We start from the raw sequence: 19389 nt of genomic DNA, 5'->3' as shown, positions 1-19389 counted from the left end.
GCGAGGCCGGCCGGGCGACCGGCCCCGAATGGCCGGCCGGGTGCCGGGCGGCGCGGCCCGGCGACGGGGCGGCACGCGAAAGCGCCCCGGCGTGCGGAGATCGCTCCGCGCGCCGGGGCGCGTTCCACGTGGTCGCGGGCGGGACCGCCCGCGAATGTGCTCCGTTCGCGAGGTCCACGGCCTCGGGGGCCGGGGCCTGCCGGAGGAACGTGCCTGTCGGGAGGCCGTGCCTCCCGGAGGCTCAGGCCTCGAAGACGCCGGCCTCGACGAGGCGCTTCTCGGTCAGGTCCCAGCCGTGGGCCGGGTACGCGGCCGCGAGCCCGTTCAGCTCGGCGCGGATCTTGGCGGCGTGGCCGGCGCCGGCCAGCGCCCGGATCTCCTCCACGAACGCGTCGGAGTCGGTACGCAGGTGCGCGGTCTTGCCGTTGACCAGGTTGCGCACGTAGGCGTGCTTGCCGCCGTTGAGCGGGATGACGTACTTGAACTCACCGAGCACGCTCAGGGCTCCACCCTGGCCGGCCTGGCCGGCGCGGACGGACGCGCGCGCGGTCTTGGAGGTGTTGCTCGCCACGGGAGTACTCCTTGCAAGACGTACGGGAGGACAGGGAAGTCCAGGGGCCCGGCGGCGGTACCGCCGGTGTGGGTCTGGAGGCCGTCGGGCCGGAGACCCAGGACCACCGGAGGGGGTGTGCACGGCGACAGAACCCGCCGACTGAACTCTACACGACCGTTGTGGCTGCACAGCCACGGCGGCCGACGTGTAGCCCAACCCGGGCCACCGGTATGGGTATTCCCCGGTGCCAAATTTCCGATTCCCTGGCGTACCGTCCGTCACACAAGTCATCATGTGTTGCAGCACCGACTGGTGAACGAGGTCGTAGGGGAAGACGCACCTCGCTCCCCGGGAGGTCACCGTGCCAACGCGTGGCGTCGTATACGTCCACTCGACCCCGCTCGCCGTGTGCCCGCACGTCGAGTGGGCGATCGCGCGCGTCCTCACCGTGCCGGTCAACCTGCACTGGACGGCCCAGCCCGTCGATCCGGGCGCGCGGCGCGCCGAGTGCGGGTGGACCGGTCGCCCGGGGACCGGCGCCGAGCTGGCTGCTGCCCTCCGGCAGTGGCCCATGATCCGTTTCGAGATCACGGAGGAGCCCAGCCCCGGCGCGGACGGCGAGCGGTTCATGTACGTCCCCGGCCGGGGGCTCTTCCGCGCCGCGACCGGCGCCGCCGGGGACATCCAGCTCGGCGAGGACCGGCTCCGCGCGATCATGGCGTCGGCCCGGGGCCCGGAGGCGCTCGCGCACGCGCTCGACAAGGCGCTCGGTACGGCCTGGGACGCCGAGCTGGAGCCGTACCGGTACGCGGGCGACGGCGCCCCGGTGACCCTGCTCACCCAGGTCGGGTAGCCGCCGCTGGCGGGCGCTTCCCCGCCAACCGGTACCGGTGGGGTCAAGTTGCCTCAGATCGGCTCGGCTGGTGGGATGGTCGCCGTGTCGTTCCTCCCTCGACGGCCCACCGTCACGCTCGCCGTACTCGCCACGCTGATCGTCTCCGGCTGCGGCGGGGGTACGGCCGGGGCGGAGCGGCCGTCGGCCGTACCGACGCCGACCCGCAGCCCCACCGCCAGCCCGAGCGCCGGGCCGGATCCCGCCGCCCAGGCGGCCGAGCTGGTCCGCACCCTCAGCGACGAGGACCTGGTCGGCCAGGTGCTGATGCCGTACGCCTACGGCAGCTCGGCCACGAAGGTCTCGGCCGGTTCGGCGGCCGGGAACCGGGCCCTCGCCGGAGTGGACACCCCCGCCGAGATCATCGCCAAGTACCGGCTGGGCGGGCTCATCCTGGTCGGCTTCTCCGCCGACGACCCGACCGGCGGCAACCAGGAGACCACCAACGTCGACAGCCCGAAGCAGGTGCGGGACCTCACCACCGGGTTGCAGACCGCCGCCGCGAAGCTCGCCGCCGGCAAGGTACCGATGCTGATCGGCACCGACCAGGAGTACGGCGTCGTCACCCGGATCAAGACCGGCGTCACCCAACTGCCCAGCGGGATGGCCTTCGGCGCGGCCGGTGACCCGGCCCTGACCGAGCGGGCCTGGCAGGCGGCCGGTACCGAGCTGGCCGCGCTCGGCCTCAACGTGGACTTCGCGCCGGACGCGGACGTACTCGGGGCGCACAGCGAGGTGATCGGCTCGCGCTCGTACGGTGCCGACCCCAAGGCCGTGGCGGCCCAGGTCGCCGGCGCGGTCCGCGGCCTGCAGGGCGCGGGCGTCGCGGCGACCCTGAAGCACTTCCCCGGGCACGGCCACACCACCGGGGACTCGCACGCCGAGCTGCCGGTGCTCGGCCAGGACCGGGCCGCCCTGGACTCCGGCGACCTGCCCCCGTTCACCGGCGGCATCGCCGCCGGCGCCTGGCTGGTGATGTCCGGCCACCTCGACACCCGCGCCATCGACCCGGGCACCCCGGCCACCTTCTCCCACAAGGTCCTCACCGACCTGCTCCGCAACCAGCTCGGCTTCACCGGCGTGATCGTCACCGACGGGATGAACATGGCGCCGGCCAAGCGCTGGCCGGCGGGGGAGGCGGCGGTCCGGGCGCTCAACGCCGGCAACGACCTGCTGCTGATGCCGCCGAACATCGGCCAGGCGTACGACGGGGTGCTGGCCGCGCTGCGCGACGGCTCGCTGCCCCGGGCCCGGCTGGTCGACGCGGTCACCCGGGTGCTGACGCTGAAGTTCCGGCTGGCCGGCCGCACCGCCCCGCCGATGTCGACGCTGGCGAGCAAGCCGCACCAGGAGGCGGCCCGCAAGGTGGCCGCCGCGGCCGTCACCCAGCTGCGCGGCGACTGCGGCGGACCGCTGGTGCGGGGCGCGGTCACCGTCACCGCCTCGGGCGGCCGGGACCGGACCCGCGCCCTGCTCAGCGACGCGCTGCGCGCGGCCGGGGTCAAGGTGGTCGCCAGCGGCGGCACCGTGGTGCACCTGGTCGGGTACGGCGACGGCGCCTCCGACCTGCGCTCCGACGCGGCCGTGACGGTCGGCATGGACACCCCGGACCTGCTCGCCAAGGCCAACTCGAAGGTGCTGCTGGCGACGTACTCGTCGACCGCCGCCGCGATGTCGGCGCTGGCCGACGTGCTGGCCGGCCGGGCGGCGGCGCCCGGACACGCCCCGGTGCCGGTGGCCGGGCTGCCCGCCACCTCCTGCGGCGGATGAGCCTCCACCTGGTACGTGCCGGGGGCCGGCGGGCGTGACCGCCGTCACGATCGGCGACTGGTAGCGTTCGGCTGTCCGCAGGTCCAACCGAAGGGAAGGTGCCGGGGCGTGGCACAACCGGAGCCGGTGCTCTCCGTCGTGGTGCCGATGTTCAACGAGGAGAGCGTGCTGCCGCTCTTCGCCCCACGGCTGCGCGGCGTCCTCGACGGCCTCGCGGAACCGTACGAGGTGGTCGCCGTCGACGACGGCAGCGTGGACAACACCCCGGCCGTCCTCGCCGGACTGCGCCGCTCCTGGCCGCAGCTGCGGGTGATCCGGCTCCGGCGCAACAGCGGCCACCAGGCCGCGCTCACCGCCGGCCTGTTCCGGGCCCGGGGCGCGTACGTGGCCAGCCTCGACGCCGACCTGCAGGACCCGCCGGAGACCGTGGTCGAGATGCTGCGGCTGGCCCGCGCCGACGGGCTCGACATCGTCTACGGCGTACGCGCCGACCGCTCCACCGACACGTCGTTCAAGCGCTGGACCGCCGGGGGCTACTACCGGGTGGTGCGCCGGCTCGTCGGCAACAGCATCCCGGCGCACGCGGGGGACTTCCGGCTGCTCAGCCGGGCCACCGTGGAGGCGCTGCGGGAGCTGCCCGAGCGGCGGCCGGTGCTGCGGCTGGTGGTGCCCTGGCTCGGCTTCCCGAGCGGCGAGGTGCACTACGTACGCGAGGAGCGCGCGGCCGGCCGCACCAAGTACTCGCTGTCGCGGATGCTGCGGCTGGCGGTGGACAGCATCACCAGCTTCTCGGCCGCGCCGCTGCGGGTGGCCACCTGGCTCGGCGCGGGCGGGATGCTGCTCTGCACGGTGCTGCTCGTGGTCGCGTTCGTGGCGTACCTGCTCGACTCGACCGTCGCCGGCTGGGCGTCGCTCTACGTGGCGATTCTCTTCCTCGGCGCGGTGCAACTGCTCTGCTTGGGCCTGCTCGGCGAGTACGTGGCCCGGATCTACGTGGCGGTCCAGGACCGGCCGAGCTACTTCGTCGGCTCCGACACCGCCGACCTGGAGCCGCTCGACCCGCAGCCGCTCGACCCGCAGCCGGTCGATTCGGAGCCGGCAGCCCGGCCGGCCGACCCCCAGCCGGGTGCCCGGCCGGCCCCGGAGAGCGCCGAGCCGGCGCCCGCCGGGCTCGCCCGGTTGACGGCGCCCCTGCCGGCCCGGACGGCCGGCGACGAGGACGACCTCGCCGAGACGGCGGCCCGGCCGGGACGCGCCGGATGAGCGCCCTGACCCGTGCGGACGCCACGGCGGCGTCCGCGCCGGGCCGTACCCCGCCGTCGGCGCCGCGGCGCTGGCTGCCGCTGGTCGCCGGGGTCGGCTACTTCGCCGCGGTGCTGGTCGCCGCCGGCACCTCGCCGCTCGACGTGGCCCGCTACGCCGGGTACGTCCTGCTCGCGTTGCTGCTCCCCGGCACGCTGGTCTACCGGGCGCTGCGCGGCCGGCCGCACACCCTGGTGGAGGACGTCGTCCTGGGCACCGCCGTCGGCCTGGCGCTGGAGCTGCCGGCCTGGACCCTCGCCGCGCTGCTCGACCTGCGCGACTGGCTCTGGCTCTGGCCGCTGGCGGTCGTCGTGCCCTTCGCGGCCGTACCCCGGCTGCGCCGGCACTGGCTGGTCCGCGACTACGCCCGGACGGCGCCCGTCGGCTGGTCCTGGTCGGTGGCGGGCGCCGTCGCCTTCTTCACCACCTACCTCTCCTACACGTTCCTGGAGCGCAACCCGGTCCTGCCCACCTCGGAGGGCACCCGGCAGTACCTGGACCTCGCGTACCAGCTGTCGCTGGCCGGGGAGGCGAAGCACCAGTTCCCGATCCACGTGCCCCAGGTCGCGGGCGAGCCGCTGTACTACCACTGGTTCGGGTACGTGCACATGGCGGCGATCAGCCTGATCGGGCACGTGGACCTGACCGTGGTGGCGCTGCGGCTGGCCGTACCGGGGCTCTGCGCCGGGGCGATCCTGCTCACCGCCGTACTGGGCTGGCGGGTCAGCGGCCGGCCGTACGTGGGCGCCGGGGCCGCCGCCCTCTTCTTCGTGATCGGCGAGACGAACTACACCCACCCGGTCTCCATGCCGTTCGGCACCCAGGCGTCGTTCGTGATCTGGCACGGCATGTCGATGATCTACAGCTGGGTGCTGTTGATCGCCCTGATCGTGCCGCTCGTGGAGCTGGTCGACCGCCGGCCCGACCGGCCGGTGCCGCCGATGGGGTTGCCCGGCGCGTTCGTCCTCGCCACGCTGCTGATGTTCGCCTCCAGCGGGGCCAAGGCGAGTTCCGTACCGGTCGTCGCCGCCGCGTTGGCGCTCACCGCGCTGGTCCTGCTGGTCGCCCGGCGCCGCATCCCGTGGCCGGTGGTCGGCGCCGGCCTCGTCGCGGGCGCCGCCCAACTCTTCGCCACCGTGGTGCTCTTCCGCTTCCAGGCGTACGGGGTGGAGACGGGCTGGCTGAGCGGCCTGGAGCCGTACTGGGCGCGGCCGGCCGACCGGCCCGACTGGGTGCAGCCGCTGGTCGTCCTCGGGGTGGTCGCCGCCTTCCTGATCAACATGCAGCTCCGGGTCGCCGGGGTGGTGCCGCTGCTGCGGCTGCGCCGGGGCCGGCTCGACCCGTCCCAGCTCTTCCTGCTCGCGGGCGCCGTCGCCGGTCCCGGGTTCTACCTGGTGCTGGCGCAGCCCGGCGGCGGCAACCAGTACTTCACCCGGACCGGCTTCGCCTTCGCCGTGGTGATCTCCGCCTGGGGGTACGCGCTGGTCTTCGAGCGGGCCCGGCTCGACGCCCGGGAGAAGGCCTGGCTGGGCGGGCTGGCCCTCGCGCTCGGCGTCGTGCTCACGATGATCCAGATCCGGTACGCGGGCCCGTCGCCGCAGGTGGTGACCGCGTTCGACCCGCTGGTACCGCTGCTGCGGTGGTCGGCCGGGCTGCTGGCGGTCGGCCTGCTCGCCGCCGCGCTGTGGCGACCGGCCCGGCGCGCCGTACCGGCCCTCGCCGGGCGGGGCGGCCTGGCGGCGCTGACCGCGGTGCTGGTCGTCGGCGCGCCCGGCCTGGTGATGGACATGTACAAGTCGGTGCAGTCGCCCAACGGCGGCGCGTACGCCAACGTGCCGATGCCGCGCTCGCGGATCGAGGCGGCCCGCTGGACCCGGGACCACAGCTCGCCGAGGGACGTGGTCGCCACCAACGTGCACTGCCTCCAGGTGATCCGCGGCTGGTGCGACGCCCGTTCGTTCTGGCTCAGCGCCTACAGCGAGCGCCGGGTGCTGGTCGAGGGTTGGGGGTTCGCGCCCCGGGTCGCCGCGCAGGGGTCGTACACCCCGTTCTGGGACCAGGACCTGCTCCGGCGCAACGACGCGGCGTTCACCGAGCCGACCGCCGACGGGCTGCGGGAACTGCGCGACCGCGACGGCGTGCGCTGGCTCGTCGTCGACCGCACGATCGGCGCGGAGTCGCCGGAGCTGCGTACGCTCGCCACGCTCCGGTACGACGCCGGCCGGATGGCCGTCTACGAGCTGCCCTGACCCTGTCCCGCGCGGCCGGTCGGCGGCACTGGCCGGTTCGCGAGCATCCACTTACCAGGAGCTGCGGCCGACCCGCTCCGCGCAGACACATAGGGTGATCCTGGCGAAAGTGGTTCGCTCTTTTCTCTCCACATCGAATTCGTTGTGATCACACCATCGAAGATGTGGAGAGAGAAGAGCGACTTACTTTTCCGGCCAGCACGGCGGCGAGGTTGAACCCGCCGGCCAGCGCGGCGGGAGACTCCTGACCTGGCCGTCTAGGGCAAATCCCTGCTTGCCAATTTCCAATCACCACGATTTGCCCTAGGTCGACGAGGCGGGCCGCGGGGGGCCCGCACTAGGATCGCCCCCATGATCATGTCCGGCCTCCCGGCCCGAGGCTCCCGACCGACGGGGACCGCATGCCGCTGACCAACCCGTGGCTGGCCGAGCCCGCGCCCACCCGGCGGCTGCCCCGGGAACGGCTCGAAGAGCGCATCCGCAACCTGCTCTCCACGCAGAACATGTGCGTGCTCGCCACCGCCGGACCCGACGGACCGCTGGCCACGCCGGTGCGCTACTACCCGCTGGATCTCGCCGTCATGTTCACGGCCGCGCCCCGCTCGCCCAAGCTGCGCAACATCGCCGCCGACCCGCGCGTCTCGGTCGGCGTCTTCGCCCCGCTCGTGAGCCTCGCCAGCAGCCGGGGCGCGCAGCTCTTCGGCGAGGCCCGCGTGCTGCCTCCCGACCACCCGGACCGGGCGCACTACTGGGCGGCCTTCCGCTGGGAGAACGAGCACGCCGAGCGGGGCCGGCCGCTGACCGAGCCGCCCCGCGACACCCTCGTGGTGGTGGAGCCGGAGCGCATCGTCTACACGGAGCACTGGCTCCGGCGTGAGGGGTACGCCGCCCGGCAGTTCTGGAAGCGCTGAGGCGACGGCGCCGTGCCGCCGGTCAGGGTCGCGCGCCGGCTACCGGGTTGGGGTACGCGTCCGCCGCGCCGGCGAGTTCGCCGTCCGCACCGTCGCCGACGAAGACGCACCCGGCCGGGTCGGCGCCCAACCGGTCGGCGGCGGCGCGGTAGATCGCCGGGTCCGGCTTGGCCAGTCCGACCTCGCAGGAGAAGACCGCGACGTCGAAGCGACGGGCGAGCGGGCCATCCGGCCATGCCTCGGCGGTGTCCGACGTGGCGTTGCTGACCAGGGCCAGCGGGTGCCCGTCGGCCCGCAGCGCGTCGAGTACGTCGAGCGTGGCGGCCGGGTCCACCCCGACCACGCGCGCCATCTCGCCGACCACCCGGTCGCGGGCGCCGTCGGCGCCGTGCACGAGGGTGTGGAAGAGATCGAAGATCACCGGCTGCCGCATCCTAGGGATCCTACGAGAACCGGAGAACCATCGCCGAATACGGTTATCATCGCGTCATGGCGATGAATGGTGGGGAGTGTGTGACCGCGAACATCGCGGCCGGGATGACGCCGGCCGTCGCGCTGTTCCGGTCGCTGGCGGACGAGACCCGGCTGCGGATCGTGCGGCGGCTCGTGGCCGGCGAGGCGCGGGTGGTGGACCTGACCGGCGAACTCGGCCTGGCCCAGTCGACGGTCTCCAAGCACCTCGCCTGCCTGCGGGACTGCGGCCTGGTCGACTACCGCGTCCAGGGCCGGCAGTCGTTCTACGCGCTGACCCGGCCCGAGCTGATGGAGCTGCTCCAGGCCGCCGAGGCGGTCCTGGCCGCGACCGGCGCCGCCGTCGCGCTGCACCCGGGCGATGCGGCCGTCGCGCTGCGCCCGGACGATGCCGCCGTCGCACCGGCGGGGGCGGCCCGGTGAGTACCGCGCCGCCGGCCCTGAGCCCGGGGCGGCGCGCCTCGCTCAACCGGCGCAGCCTGCGGCTGGCGTACGTCACCGCCGGATACAACCTGCTCGAAGGCGTCGTCGCCGTGGCGGCCGGCGCCGCGGCCTCCTCGACCGCGCTGCTCGGCTTCGGCCTCGACTCCTTCATCGAGGTCTCCTCCGCCCTGGTGGTGATCTGGCAGTTCCGGTCCCGGGTCCCCGAGGCCCGGGAGCGGCGCGCGCTGCGGCTGATCGCGCTGTCGTTCTTCGCCCTGGCGGCCTGGATCGGCGTGGACGCCGTCCGGTCGCTGCTCGGCCGGGGCGAGGCCGAGCCGTCGCCGGCCGGGATCGGGATCGCCGTCGCGTCCGTGGTGGTGATGCCGCTGCTGGTCCGCGCCAAGCGCCGCACCGGGCGGGAACTCGGCTCGGCCACCGTGGTCGCCGACTCCACCCAGACGCTGCTCTGCACGTACCTCTCCGCGATCCTGCTGGTCGGCCTCGTGCTCAACGCCGCGCTCGGCTGGTCCTGGGCGGACACGGTCGCCGGTCTGGTCATCGCCGCCGTCGCCCTCCGCGAGGGGGTCGCGGCCTGGCGCGGCGAGCACTGCGACGACTGCGCCGTCCCCGCCGTCGGCGACGGGGAGGCGGGCGGGTGCGGCTGCGGGCCGGGCTGCGTCGACGCCTGCTGCCGGTCGGCGGGCGCGGACACGCCCGCCCGCGGGTCGGCCTGACCCCCGGGTCACCGGGTGGGGTCGAGGACCACGCTCACCGGGTGAGGTCGAGGACAACCTTGCCGAGGTTGGCGCGGGACTCGACGATCCGGTGCGCCTCGGCGGCGCCGTCGAGCGGCAGCGTCGCGTGGACGGCCGGGCGAACCGCCCCGTCGATCGCGAACTGCCAGAGCTCCCGCCGGTGGCGCTCGTAGACCTCGGGCCGCTGACCGACCAGGTGGGCCATCGCGAAGCCGACCAGGGACTGGCCCCGCATGCGAAGCTGGTTGCTGTCGATTGGCCCGCCGACACCGTTGTAGTCGACCAGCCGGCCCAGCGATCGCAGCGCCCGCAGCCCGCGCTCCTGTACGTCGCCGCCGACGCCGTCGAGCACCACGTCGACCGGGTCGCCCCAGTCGCCGTCCGGGTCGCCGTAGTCGACCAGCTCGTCCACGCCGAGGCCGCGCAGGAAGTCGGCCTTGCCCGGCGTACCGGTCGCGGCGACCACCCGACCCGCGCCGAGCGCCCGGGCGAGCTGCACGGCCAGGTGGCCGACGCCGCCGGCCGCGCCGGTGACCAGCACGCTCTCGCCGGGTTCGAGCCGCCCCGCGCGCAGCGCGCCGAGCGCCACCTGGCCGCCGCGTACCAGCCCGAGCGCCGCCGCGTCGGCGACGCCGTCCGGCACGGCGGCCAGCATCGCCGCGGGCACCGCGACGAACTCGGCGTACGCGCCGGAGAAGGCGAGCCCGGCGGCCCGCTGCCCGACCCGCCAGCCGGTGACCCCGGGGCCGACGGCGCGCACCCGGCCGACCACCTCGCCGCCCGGCGCGTACGGCAGCGGTACGCCTCCGCCGGTCCCGTCGCCGTGGGTCAGTCGTACCACCGGGAGCGTGACCCCGGCGAGGCTCACCTCGATCAGCAGCTCGCCCTCGCCCGGCACGGGTCGGGGCGTCTCGTCGATCCGGAGCACCTCCGGACCGCCGTACCGATGGAACCTGACCACGCGCATCTCTCTCGCCTCTCTCTCGCCGCGGAACCGGGAGGCCGCGTGCCGGCGGGTGCCGGTGCGCGGCGGCGGGTCACGGCGTGTTGCGGATCAGCATCGGGCCTCCCCTCGGTACGGGTACTTCAACGGTGTTGAACTTTAACGCTGTTGAAGTTTGCGGCACGATGGTGGGCGAGGTCAACGCGATTTACGAGCGGGATTTGCGAGGGGTACGAATGCGGCTCACCCGCGACCAGGTGCTCGCCCGGGCCCTCGACCTGCTCGACGAGGTCGGGATCGAGCAGCTCACCATGCGCCGGCTCGCCAGCGCGCTCGGCGTGCAGAACGGCGCGACGTACTGGCACTTCGCCAGCAAACAGGCGCTGCTGGAGGCGATGGCGGAGGCGATGCTGGCCGGCGTGGCCGACGGGCTCGACCCGGTCCGGCCCTGGCCCGAGCGCCTCGCCGAGCTGGCCCGGCGGCTGCGCCGCGCGCTGCTCTCCCGCCGCGACGGCGCCCGGATCTTCGCGGGCACCTTCTTTCCCGAGCCGAACGCGCTCGCCTACGGGGAGGCCGCGATCGGCATCCTGCGCGGCGCCGGCCTGAGCGCGCGCGACGCCACGTGGGCGGTGGACACCCTCACGTACTACGTGGTCGGGCACACCATCGAGGAGCAGGCCGCCGCGCGGCTGCCGGACGGGGGCGGGCCAGCCGTCGCGCGGCTGGCCGGCGCGCTCGACCCGGGGCGCCACCCGAACCTGCTCGCCGCGCTCGACCACATCCCGGCGCCGCACCCCGAGGAGCACTTCGCGTACGGCCTGGAGCTGCTCCTCGCCGGCCTGCGCGCGAAGGCGGACGGAAAGTAGCTTCCCGCTTCCGCCAGGCCGGTCAGGGGTTCCTGACGTCGGCCAGGTAGCTGGCGTTGGCGAGGCAGTCGCGCAGTTCGTACCGCGGGGTCACCCCACCGGTCCAGCGCAGGAAGCCGGAGGCGGTGCCGGCGCCGCCGGTCTGGTTCATGAACCGGCAGCCGTCGTAGAGCAGCTTGCCGGCGGTCTGCGCGGCGGAGGCGGTGGTGACCCGGTGATAGCCCATCAGGTCGCAGTCGACGTAGCGGACCATGGGCCCGCGCGACCCGTTGGCGTTGAAGGCGTACGCGTGCGTCAGCGCGCCCGGTGCCCAGCTCTGGAACGAGTGGGCGGAGTCGTCGCAGGAGACGAAGGTGACGTGCCCCTTGTACCAGTTCGAGTCGATCACCTTGTGGCCGGTGCCGCGCAGTTCGAACCGGATGCCCTGGGCGTAGAGCCGCATGACGGAGTCGTTGCGGCTGGTGGCGTCCGCGGCGAGCTGGAAGAACGTGCCGTTCGACGCGGTGTCGGTGAGGATGTACGAGCCGCCGACGAAGTTCATCGAGCCGCCACGCTTGTTCTTCACGAACACCCCGGACTGAAACTCGATCTTGCAGTCCCGGAACCAGTAGTTGAGGAACTGGTCCTGCTGGGAGACGCTGGGGCTCATCCCCATCACCAGGAAGCCGTCGGAGTAGCTGCCGCCGACCTGGCAGTGGTCCCAGCCCATCTCGCTGTTGAGGTTGGAGGCGGGCGACGGCCCGTCCAGGCCGATGCCGCGCTTCCACGACCCGCGCCACTCCACGTCGGTGTACCAGGTGTCCTGCACCCCGTGCGTGGCCGACGAGTACGCGTAGTTGAAGCTGGAGGTCGCGTTGGTGCTGGTGAAGGTGAGCCCCGAGACGCGCACGTTCTTGTAGCGCTGGTTGTTGGTCCAGAGCGTGGTGTCGTTCTGGGTGGGGGAGTAGACGATCCGGGAGAGGCGCTTGCCGTACCCGGTGACGGCGATGCCGTCGACCACACCGCCGCCGGTCGTACCGTCGACGTTGGGCAGCAGCGAGTCCGGCTGCGTCAGCAGGTAGTTGCCCGGCGGGATGAGCAGCACCCGCTTCGGGATCGCCCCGGAGATCGGCCCCGGCTGGAACGACGCCAGCACCTCGGCCGCCGCCGCCCGGAAGGCGGCGTCGCTCGGGGTGGCGCCGGTCGGGTCGGCGCCCTTCGTGACCACGTCCACCGAGTACGGATCGTCGCCCGCGCCGGCCGCCAGGGCGGGGCTGGCGCCGCCCCAGGCGCCGACGGCCGCGCCGAGACCGGCGGTACCGGCCGTGGCGGCGCCGAGGAGGAACGCCCGGCGGGCCGCCGGGCGGGGAAGGTCGTCACCGTGTCGCATCCGTACACCCCGTGAGAGAAGAATCCGGTGGGAAACGCCGTAGACCCTAGTCGAGTTGAAAGAAACTTACGCGCCCCTCGTCGTCGCCGCCCGCACCGCCGTCGGCCCTCGTCACCGCCGGACCGCATAGGCGGGTATTGACTTCGAGTGCGCTCTAACCAGCACAGTGGATGGTCACCGGACTGGAAGGGAGAACGCGGATGACGAGTCGGCGCATGGTCCTCGGCGCGATGTACTTCGGCACCCGGGTCGACGAGGAGACCTCGCTGGCGCTGCTGGACCGCTTCGTCGACGCGGGCGGCAGCTGGATCGACACCGCCAACTGCTACTCGTTCTGGGCCGACCCCAGCGGCGTCGGCGGGCAGAGCGAGGAGGTGATCGGGCGCTGGCTGGCCCGGCGGCCGGGCGTACGGGACCGGGTGCGGATCGCCACGAAGGTACGGCACCAGCCGGTGCGGGCCGGCGAGTGGCCCGAGTCGGCGGAGGGGCTCTCCGCCGACGCGATCCGCGACGCCATCCGGCTGAGCCTCAAACGGCTCGGCACCGACCGGATCGACCTGTACTGGACGCACGCGGAGGACCGGACGGTACCGCTGGCGGAGACCGTCGAGACGCTCGGCGAGCTGGTCACCGCGGGGCTGGTCGACCGGCTCGGCGCGTCCAACCACGCCGCCTGGCGGGTCGAGCGGGCGCGCCGCCTCGCCGCCGACCGTGGCATCGCCGGCTACACCGCCCTGCAGCTGCGCCATTCGTACGTCCAGCCGCGCCCGGGCGCGAGGCTGCCCGACTCGGGGCACCAGCTGCTCTCGCCCGAGGCCGCCGACTACGCCCGCGAGGAGGGGCTGGACCTCTGGGTCTACACGCCGTTGATCAACGGCGGCTACACCCGGGCCGACCGCCCGCTGCCCGAGGCGTACGACCACCCGGGCACGGCCCGGCGCCTCGCGGTGCTGGCCGAGGTCGCCGACGAACTGGGCGTCACCCGCAACCAGGTGGTGCTGGCCTGGCTGGCCGCCGGTGACCCGCCGGCCGCGCCGATCGTCGGCGTGAGCACCATCGCCCAGCTGGACGAGGCGCTCGCCGCCGACGAGGTGGTCCTCACCGCCGAGCAGCTGCGGCGCCTCGACGAGCCGGCCTGATCCGGGCGTCCTCCGGCTCCCGCTCGCCCGGCCTGTCGGATACGGGATTGATGCCGATCACGCGCATGCCGAGAGTGATCGGGTCGACACCCGACCGGGCTGGCCGGTCGGGCGGGATGGAGGAGCGGTCATGGCTCGGCGTTGGTTGATTACAGGATGCTCGTCGGGACTCGGCTGGGCGCTCGCCCGGGCCGCGGCGGCCGCGGGGGACCGGGTACTGGCCACCGCGCGCCGGCCGGAGACCCTGGCCGAGCTGCGGGACCACTTCCCCGAGACGGTCGAGACCTGCGCGCTGGACGTGCGCGACCCCGCGGCCTGCGCCGCCGCCGTACGGCTGGCCGAGCAGCGGTTCGGCGGCGTGGACGTACTGGTCAACAACGCCGGGTACGGGGTGCTCGGCGCGGTCGAGGAGCTGACCGACGAGGAGGTCGAGGCGCAGTTGCAGACCCTGCTGCTCGGGCCTTGGCGGATGACCCGACTGGTCCTGCCGCTGATGCGGGCGCAGCGCTCCGGCCACCTGCTGATGGTCTCCTCGACCGCCGGGCGGATGGGCATGGTGGGGCTCGGGGCGTACTGCGCCGCGAAGTTCGCGCTGGAGGGGATGACCGAGACGCTGGCGCTGGAGACGGCCGGGAGCGGCGTGCGGATCACGCTGCTGGAGGCGGGCGGGTACGCCACGCACTACGGCGCCTCGCTCGTCGACGCGGCCACCCGGCTGCCCGAGTACCGGTCGGCCGTCGACCAGATGGGCGGACTGATCCGGGGCGAGGTACCGAGCGACTTCAAGCTCAGCCTGCCGGAGGAGTTCGCGGAGGCCGTGCTGGCGCTCGTACGGGACGCCGCCGAGCCGCCGCTGCGCTTCCCGCTCGGCGCGGGCGCCTGGGAAATGATCACCGGGGCGGCGGAGCGCGACCGGGCCGCCCGGACGGAGCTCGCGGAGCGGCTCGGCGTCGCGCTGCCGACGGGGTGACGCCAGGACTCCGAACCCCGGGCCGGAGCAGCTCGTACACCATGTCCGGGTACGGCCGGGCCGATCGGCCCGGCCGTACCCGGGGTGGGGGTGCGGACCCTGTCGCACCGCTGTGAGGACCCTCACCCGGGCCGGTGACCCGGCCCGGCGCCGGCGGGCCGTACTCCTCGTCGCGGAGTCGCGCCCGCCGGTCGGCCGGCCGGGGCGGCGGCCCACGCCCCGCACGGGTGGATTGCCCGCCCTCCTGCCGGCTTCGCCCGGTATATCCGTACCGTGCCCGCTGGCTGCGCCCGGACTTCCGCGCCGTGCGCGCCGGCGTGGCCACCCTCCGTACCGTCGGCGGCGGCCCCGCCGAGGGCCGCGGACCCGTACCGCCCCGCCCGGCGGGCTTGCCGATAAGGGCCGCGTCAGGGGCATGCTTACAAAACCCTTATTCCTGGCTTGACATGGTCGGCGGGACGACGAGACAGCGGGAGTGTAAGCGTGCGGGTCTTGGTGGCCGACGACGAGCGGTTGCTGGCGGACATGATCGCGCAGGGGCTGCGGCGGCTCGCCATGGCCGTGGACGTCTGCTACGACGGCGACGGCGCCCTGGAGCGGATCGGCGTGAACCGCTACGACGTGGCCGTGCTCGACCGGGACATGCCGGGGCAGACCGGTGACGAGGTCTGCCGCTCGATCGCGCACTCCGACGTCGGTACCCGGGTCCTGCTGCTGACCGCGGCGGCCGGCATCCGCGACCGGGTCGAGGGCCTCGGGCTCGGTGCCGACGACTACCTGACCAAGCCCTTCGCCTTCGCCGAACTGGTGGCGCGGGTGCAGGCGCTGGGCCGGCGGTCGGCGCCGGCCGTGCCGCCGGTGCTGGACCAGCAGGGCGTCGTCCTCGACGTGGCCCGGCACACCGCGCTGCGCGACGGCCGGCCGCTGAACCTCAGCCCCAAGGAGTTCGCGGTGCTGCACGTGCTGATGCGGGCCGGCGGGCAGGTGGTCAGCGCCGAGGAACTGCTGGAACAGGCGTGGGACGAGTACGCGGACCCGTTCACCAACGTCGTCCGGGTCACCGTCATGACGCTGCGCAAGAAGCTGGGCGAGCCGCAGATCATCCAGACCGTGCCCCGGGCCGGCTACCGGATCGGACCGGCGGCGTGACCTGGACCCCCAGGCGCCGGGTGCTGCTCGTCGGCGTGGTCGCGCTGCTGGTCGGCTACAACCTGCCGGTGCTGCTCAGGTGGCTGATCGAGGGGGTCTTCGAGACGGCCCGGAACTTCCGCGCGGTCTGCGACCTGCCGGTGCCGGGCCCGGGGAGCGGCTGCGACCAGGTGATTTCCCACTTCACGCCGTTCGTGACCGTGCTGTTGCTCTTCTTCGTCGTGGTCCTGGTGCTGCTGCTCGCCTGGGCGGCCGGCTGGGCGGTGCGCCCGGTCCGCAACCTGGTGGCGCCGATCTCCCACCTGGGGCCGCAGAACCTCGGCTACCGGCTCCGGCCGCGCGGCCGGGACGAGCTGGCCGAGCTCTCCCGGGCCATCGACGAGATGATGGACCGGATCGCCGCCGGCTACGAGGGGCAGCGCCGCTTCGCGGCGAACGCCTCGCACGAGCTGCGCACCCCGCTGGCCGTACAGCGGACCCTGATCGAGGTCGGCATGTCCCAGCCGCTCACGGACGACCAGACGCAGCTGCTCACCGCCCAGCTGCTACAGACCAACGAACGCAACGAGCGGCTGATCGAAGGGCTGCTCGCGCTCAGCGAGAGCGACCAGGGGCTCGTCTCCCGTACGCCGCTGCGGCTCGACGAGATCGCCGGGGCGGTGCTCGGCGCGTACCAGGAACGGGCGCGCGAGGCCGAGGTGACGATCACGGGTCGGCTCGAACCGAGGGTCGTCGTCGGCGAGCGGGTGCTGCTGGAGCGTCTCGTGACGAACCTGGTGGAGAACGCGATCAAGTACAACTGCCCCGGCGGCACGATCGAGGTGGTGGTGGCGGCGGCCGGGGACCCGGCCCTGACCGTCGCCAACACCGGGCAGCCCGTACCGGCCGAGGCCGTCGCCGGTCTCTTCGAGCCGTTCCGCCGGCTGGCGCCCGACCGGCTCGCGCACGCCGGCGGCGCCGGGCTCGGCCTCACCATCGCCCGCTCGATCACCCAGGCCCACGACGGGATCATCTCGGCCCGGCCCGGGAACAACGGCGGCCTGCGGGTGGAGGTACGGCTACCCGACCCGCTCTGACGCCCCTGCTTCCTCGTCGACTCGCCCGAACGCCGCGACGTACCGCTCCCGACACACCACCGCGAACCACATCGACCGACCGAACCATCGACCGCACGGGGTGCGTGCCGTTCGCCCACCCCTGCCTTCGGCGTGCCCGAGAACCACCGGGCCGACCGTCGCACCATCGACAGGAGACAAGATGCGAGACACCGTACTGCCCGACCGAACACCGACCGGACGGGCGTCGTGAGCGCCCCCGGCACCCTCGCCCCGGTGCTGCCGGGACGCGCCGACGTCGAGGCCGCCGCGCGCTGGTTGGCCGGACGGATCGTCCGTACGCCCGTGCTGCGCTCGCCGGTGATCGACCGGCTTGCCGGGGCGCGGGTCCTGGTCAAGGCGGAGAACCTCCAGGCGGGCGGCTCGTACAAGATGCGGGGCGCGCTGCTGGCGGTAGGCCGGCTCGCGCGGCTCCCCGAGTGCGCCGGGGTGGTCGCCCAGAGCACCGGCAACCACGCCGTCGCGGTCGCGCTCGCCGCCCGGCGGCACGGGCTGGCGGCCGTCGCGGTGCTCCCCGTCGACGCGGCGCCCGGCAAGGTGGCCCGGGCCCGGGCGGCCGGCGCGCGGGTGGTGCTCGCCGGCACCACGCTCGACGAGCGGCTCGCGGCGGCGCGCCGGATCAGCGCGGAGACCGGGTACGCCGTCGTCGACGCCTACGACCACCCGGACGTGATCGCCGGCCAGGGCAGCGCCAGCCTGGAGCTGATCGAGGAGGCGGAGCGCCTCGGTACCCCGCTGGACGCGCTCGTCGTACCGGTCGGTGGTGGCGGCGGCGCGGCCGGTGCCTGCCTCGCGGCGGCGGGCCGGCAGCTCGACGTGTACGGGGTGGAGCCGGTCGGCTGCGACTCGCTGGCGCGCAGCCTCGAGGCCGGGCGGCGGGTCACCGTCACGCCCGGGCCGACGCTCGCCGACGGGCTGCGCCCGGCCTGCGTCGGGGAGCTGCCGTTCGAGATCCTGCGCCCGGCGGTGACCGGGGTCGTCCGGGTCGACGACGACGCGATCGCGCACGCCTTCCGGCTGGTACTGCTCCAGCTGAAGCTGCTCGCCGAGCCCTCCGGCGCGGCGGGGCTGGCCGGCGCGCTGCGGGTCGCCGCCGGTGGCGGCCACCGCACCATCGGCGTCGTGCTGACCGGCGGCAACGCCGACGCCGAGCTGCTCGCCCGACTGGCCGTCCCGCACCCCGACGACGCGACGAGCACAGTGGAGCGGGTCCGATGAGCGGGGAGCGGGCGAGGCCGGTGCGACTCGGCGTCCTCTTCGGCGGTCCCTCCGCCGAGCACGAGGTCTCCTGCGCCTCGGCGCTCGCCGTGGTCCGGGCGCTGGACGGCGAGGAGTACCGGCCCGTGGCGATCGGACTCACCCGTACCGGTCGGTTCCGGCTCGTGCCGGAGGAGGTACTGGCGAAGCTGCGCGACCAGCCGCCGGCCGCGCGGGCGATCGACGACCGGCTGGAGGTGACCGGGCCCGAGGTGGAGCTGCGGCGCGGCTCGCGGCCCGGTACCGTCCGCGTCTGCGCGGCCGACGCACCCGGCGCGGTCCTGGCCGAGCTGGACGTCGTCTTCCCGCTGCTGCACGGTCCGTTCGGGGAGGACGGAGTGGTGCAGGGCCTGCTGGAGACGCTGGGCGTGCCGTACGTGGGGTGCGGCATCCTCGCCTCGGCGGTCGGGATGGACAAGGTGGCGATGAAGCGCGCGTTCGTCGCCGAGGGGATTCCGGTGACCCCGTACGTCTGGTTCGACGCGCACCGCTTCCACGGCACCAACGACCCGGAGGAACTGGTGGCGGGGCTGCGCCGGCCGCTGTTCGTCAAGCCCGCCGCGATGGGCTCGTCGATCGGGATCTCCCGGGTGGACGAGGGCGACGACCTGGCCGCCGCGATCGAGGCGGCGCTGCGGCACGACCGCGTGGTCCTGGTCGAGCAGGGGGTGACCGGCCGCGAGCTGGAGTGCGCGGTGCTGGGCGGCTGGCGCCCGGCCGCCTCGGCGGTCGGCGAGGTACGGGTGAGCGGCGGCTGGTTCGACTACGACCAGAAGTACTTCGGCGACGCCGACCCGATGATCGTGCCGGCCGTGCTTCCGGCCGAGGTGACGTCCCGGATCCGGGCGCTCTCGCTGGGCGCGTTCACCGCGGTCGGCGGGTGGGGCCTGGCCCGGGTCGACTTCCTCTACGACGAGGCGGCCGGCGAGCTGTACGTCAACGAGCTGAACACCATGCCCGGCTTCACCGCACACTCCATGTACCCGAAGGTCTGGGCGGCGGCGGGGCTCGGCTATCCGCAGCTGGTCGACCGGTTGGTGGAACTCGCCTTCGAACGCCACGCCGAGCGGAGGCCCCGATGACCGCCCGGCCCCCCGCCGCCACGCCGGGGTCGGTGGCCGCGGAGCCGCGCCCCGCCACAGCGCCACGGTCGGCGGCGGCCGAGCCCGGCTCGGGTCTCGGCCTCACCCAGAACGCGATCGCCTCCGCCACCGGCCGGCAGGTCACCCTCTTCCGGCCGCCGTACTCGTCCGGA

Annotated in this window: 18 protein-coding genes; 14 read left to right on the top strand and 4 right to left on the bottom strand. The window is 74.2% G+C overall.

Annotated elements, in window-relative coordinates:
• Window positions 1-241 precede the first annotated feature (241 nt).
• On the bottom strand, window positions 242-571 hold the full coding sequence (locus AB0J86_RS14795) for a hypothetical protein (protein WP_363857185.1): 330 nt from the start codon (window positions 569-571) through the stop codon (window positions 242-244).
• A 343-nt stretch (window positions 572-914) separates the two neighbouring features.
• Between AB0J86_RS14795 and AB0J86_RS14790 the strand changes: the two genes are divergently transcribed.
• From AB0J86_RS14790 to AB0J86_RS14770, 5 genes are all read left to right on the top strand, one after another.
• On the top strand, window positions 915-1406 hold the full coding sequence (locus tag AB0J86_RS14790; protein WP_363857183.1) for a DUF3145 domain-containing protein: 492 nt from the start codon (window positions 915-917) through the stop codon (window positions 1404-1406).
• A 75-nt stretch (window positions 1407-1481) separates the two neighbouring features.
• Window positions 1482-3215 carry a glycoside hydrolase family 3 protein gene (locus AB0J86_RS14785; protein ID WP_363857181.1) on the top strand — a complete coding sequence of 578 codons (1734 nt, stop codon included), beginning with the start codon at window positions 1482-1484 and terminating at the stop codon, window positions 3213-3215.
• A gap of 108 nt (window positions 3216-3323) precedes the next feature.
• On the top strand, window positions 3324-4478 hold the full coding sequence (locus AB0J86_RS14780) for a glycosyltransferase family 2 protein (RefSeq protein WP_363857179.1): 1155 nt from the start codon (window positions 3324-3326) through the stop codon (window positions 4476-4478).
• The gene (locus tag AB0J86_RS14775; RefSeq protein WP_363857178.1) at window positions 4475-6766 is read left to right on the top strand and encodes a hypothetical protein; all 2292 of its coding nucleotides are present in this window, start codon (window positions 4475-4477) and stop codon (window positions 6764-6766) included. Before AB0J86_RS14780 ends, AB0J86_RS14775 begins: the two co-directional genes overlap by 4 nt.
• 401 nt (window positions 6767-7167) lie before the next feature.
• On the top strand, window positions 7168-7677 hold the full coding sequence (locus AB0J86_RS14770; RefSeq protein ID WP_363857176.1) for a pyridoxamine 5'-phosphate oxidase family protein: 510 nt from the start codon (window positions 7168-7170) through the stop codon (window positions 7675-7677).
• Between the two features lie 22 nt (window positions 7678-7699).
• Here the strand turns inward: AB0J86_RS14770 and AB0J86_RS14765 are convergent, their stop codons facing one another.
• Window positions 7700-8110 (bottom strand): HAD-IA family hydrolase, encoded by a 411-nt coding sequence (locus AB0J86_RS14765; protein WP_363857174.1) that lies wholly within the window; start codon window positions 8108-8110, stop codon window positions 7700-7702.
• A gap of 80 nt (window positions 8111-8190) precedes the next feature.
• On the opposite strand from AB0J86_RS14765, the gene AB0J86_RS14760 reads away from it, so the two are divergent.
• Both AB0J86_RS14760 and AB0J86_RS14755 read left to right on the top strand, forming a co-directional pair.
• Complete coding sequence (locus AB0J86_RS14760) at window positions 8191-8571, top strand: metalloregulator ArsR/SmtB family transcription factor (protein ID WP_363857451.1); 381 nt, start codon at window positions 8191-8193, stop codon at window positions 8569-8571.
• The gene (locus AB0J86_RS14755) at window positions 8568-9305 is read left to right on the top strand and encodes a cation transporter (protein WP_363857172.1); all 738 of its coding nucleotides are present in this window, start codon (window positions 8568-8570) and stop codon (window positions 9303-9305) included. Before AB0J86_RS14760 ends, AB0J86_RS14755 begins: the two co-directional genes overlap by 4 nt.
• A gap of 34 nt (window positions 9306-9339) precedes the next feature.
• Here the strand turns inward: AB0J86_RS14755 and AB0J86_RS14750 are convergent, their stop codons facing one another.
• Window positions 9340-10293 (bottom strand): zinc-binding dehydrogenase, encoded by a 954-nt coding sequence (locus AB0J86_RS14750; RefSeq protein ID WP_363857170.1) that lies wholly within the window; start codon window positions 10291-10293, stop codon window positions 9340-9342.
• A 212-nt stretch (window positions 10294-10505) separates the two neighbouring features.
• On the opposite strand from AB0J86_RS14750, the gene AB0J86_RS14745 reads away from it, so the two are divergent.
• Window positions 10506-11135 carry a TetR/AcrR family transcriptional regulator C-terminal domain-containing protein gene (locus tag AB0J86_RS14745; RefSeq protein ID WP_363857168.1) on the top strand — a complete coding sequence of 210 codons (630 nt, stop codon included), beginning with the start codon at window positions 10506-10508 and terminating at the stop codon, window positions 11133-11135.
• A 22-nt stretch (window positions 11136-11157) separates the two neighbouring features.
• Here the strand turns inward: AB0J86_RS14745 and AB0J86_RS14740 are convergent, their stop codons facing one another.
• Window positions 11158-12504 (bottom strand): hypothetical protein, encoded by a 1347-nt coding sequence (locus AB0J86_RS14740; protein ID WP_363857166.1) that lies wholly within the window; start codon window positions 12502-12504, stop codon window positions 11158-11160.
• 200 nt (window positions 12505-12704) lie between these two features.
• On the opposite strand from AB0J86_RS14740, the gene AB0J86_RS14735 reads away from it, so the two are divergent.
• The 6 genes from AB0J86_RS14735 (at window position 12705) to AB0J86_RS14710 (ending at window position 19216) form a co-directional block, all read left to right on the top strand.
• The gene (locus tag AB0J86_RS14735; RefSeq protein WP_363857164.1) at window positions 12705-13643 is read left to right on the top strand and encodes an aldo/keto reductase; all 939 of its coding nucleotides are present in this window, start codon (window positions 12705-12707) and stop codon (window positions 13641-13643) included.
• 130 nt (window positions 13644-13773) lie between these two features.
• On the top strand, window positions 13774-14613 hold the full coding sequence (locus AB0J86_RS14730) for an SDR family oxidoreductase (RefSeq protein ID WP_363857162.1): 840 nt from the start codon (window positions 13774-13776) through the stop codon (window positions 14611-14613).
• Between the two features lie 483 nt (window positions 14614-15096).
• Complete coding sequence (locus AB0J86_RS14725) at window positions 15097-15762, top strand: response regulator transcription factor (protein WP_363857160.1); 666 nt, start codon at window positions 15097-15099, stop codon at window positions 15760-15762.
• The gene (locus tag AB0J86_RS14720) at window positions 15759-16838 is read left to right on the top strand and encodes a HAMP domain-containing sensor histidine kinase (RefSeq protein ID WP_363857158.1); all 1080 of its coding nucleotides are present in this window, start codon (window positions 15759-15761) and stop codon (window positions 16836-16838) included. Before AB0J86_RS14725 ends, AB0J86_RS14720 begins: the two co-directional genes overlap by 4 nt.
• 228 nt (window positions 16839-17066) lie before the next feature.
• Window positions 17067-18095, top strand: coding sequence for a pyridoxal-phosphate dependent enzyme (locus tag AB0J86_RS14715; RefSeq protein ID WP_363857156.1), 1029 nt, complete (start codon window positions 17067-17069; stop codon window positions 18093-18095).
• Entirely contained in the window at window positions 18092-19216 is a 1125-nt protein-coding gene (locus tag AB0J86_RS14710; protein WP_363857154.1) for a D-alanine--D-alanine ligase family protein, read from the top strand. The genes AB0J86_RS14715 and AB0J86_RS14710 overlap by 4 nt, the downstream gene beginning before the upstream one ends.
• Window positions 19217-19389: the final 173 nt, after the last annotated feature.

The organism is Micromonospora sp. NPDC049559 (genome assembly GCF_040676675.1).
Classification (GTDB): domain Bacteria; phylum Actinomycetota; class Actinomycetes; order Mycobacteriales; family Micromonosporaceae; genus JBFAPK01.
Note: the sequence above shows the minus strand (reverse complement) of the source record. Positions and strands in the feature narration are given on the sequence as shown.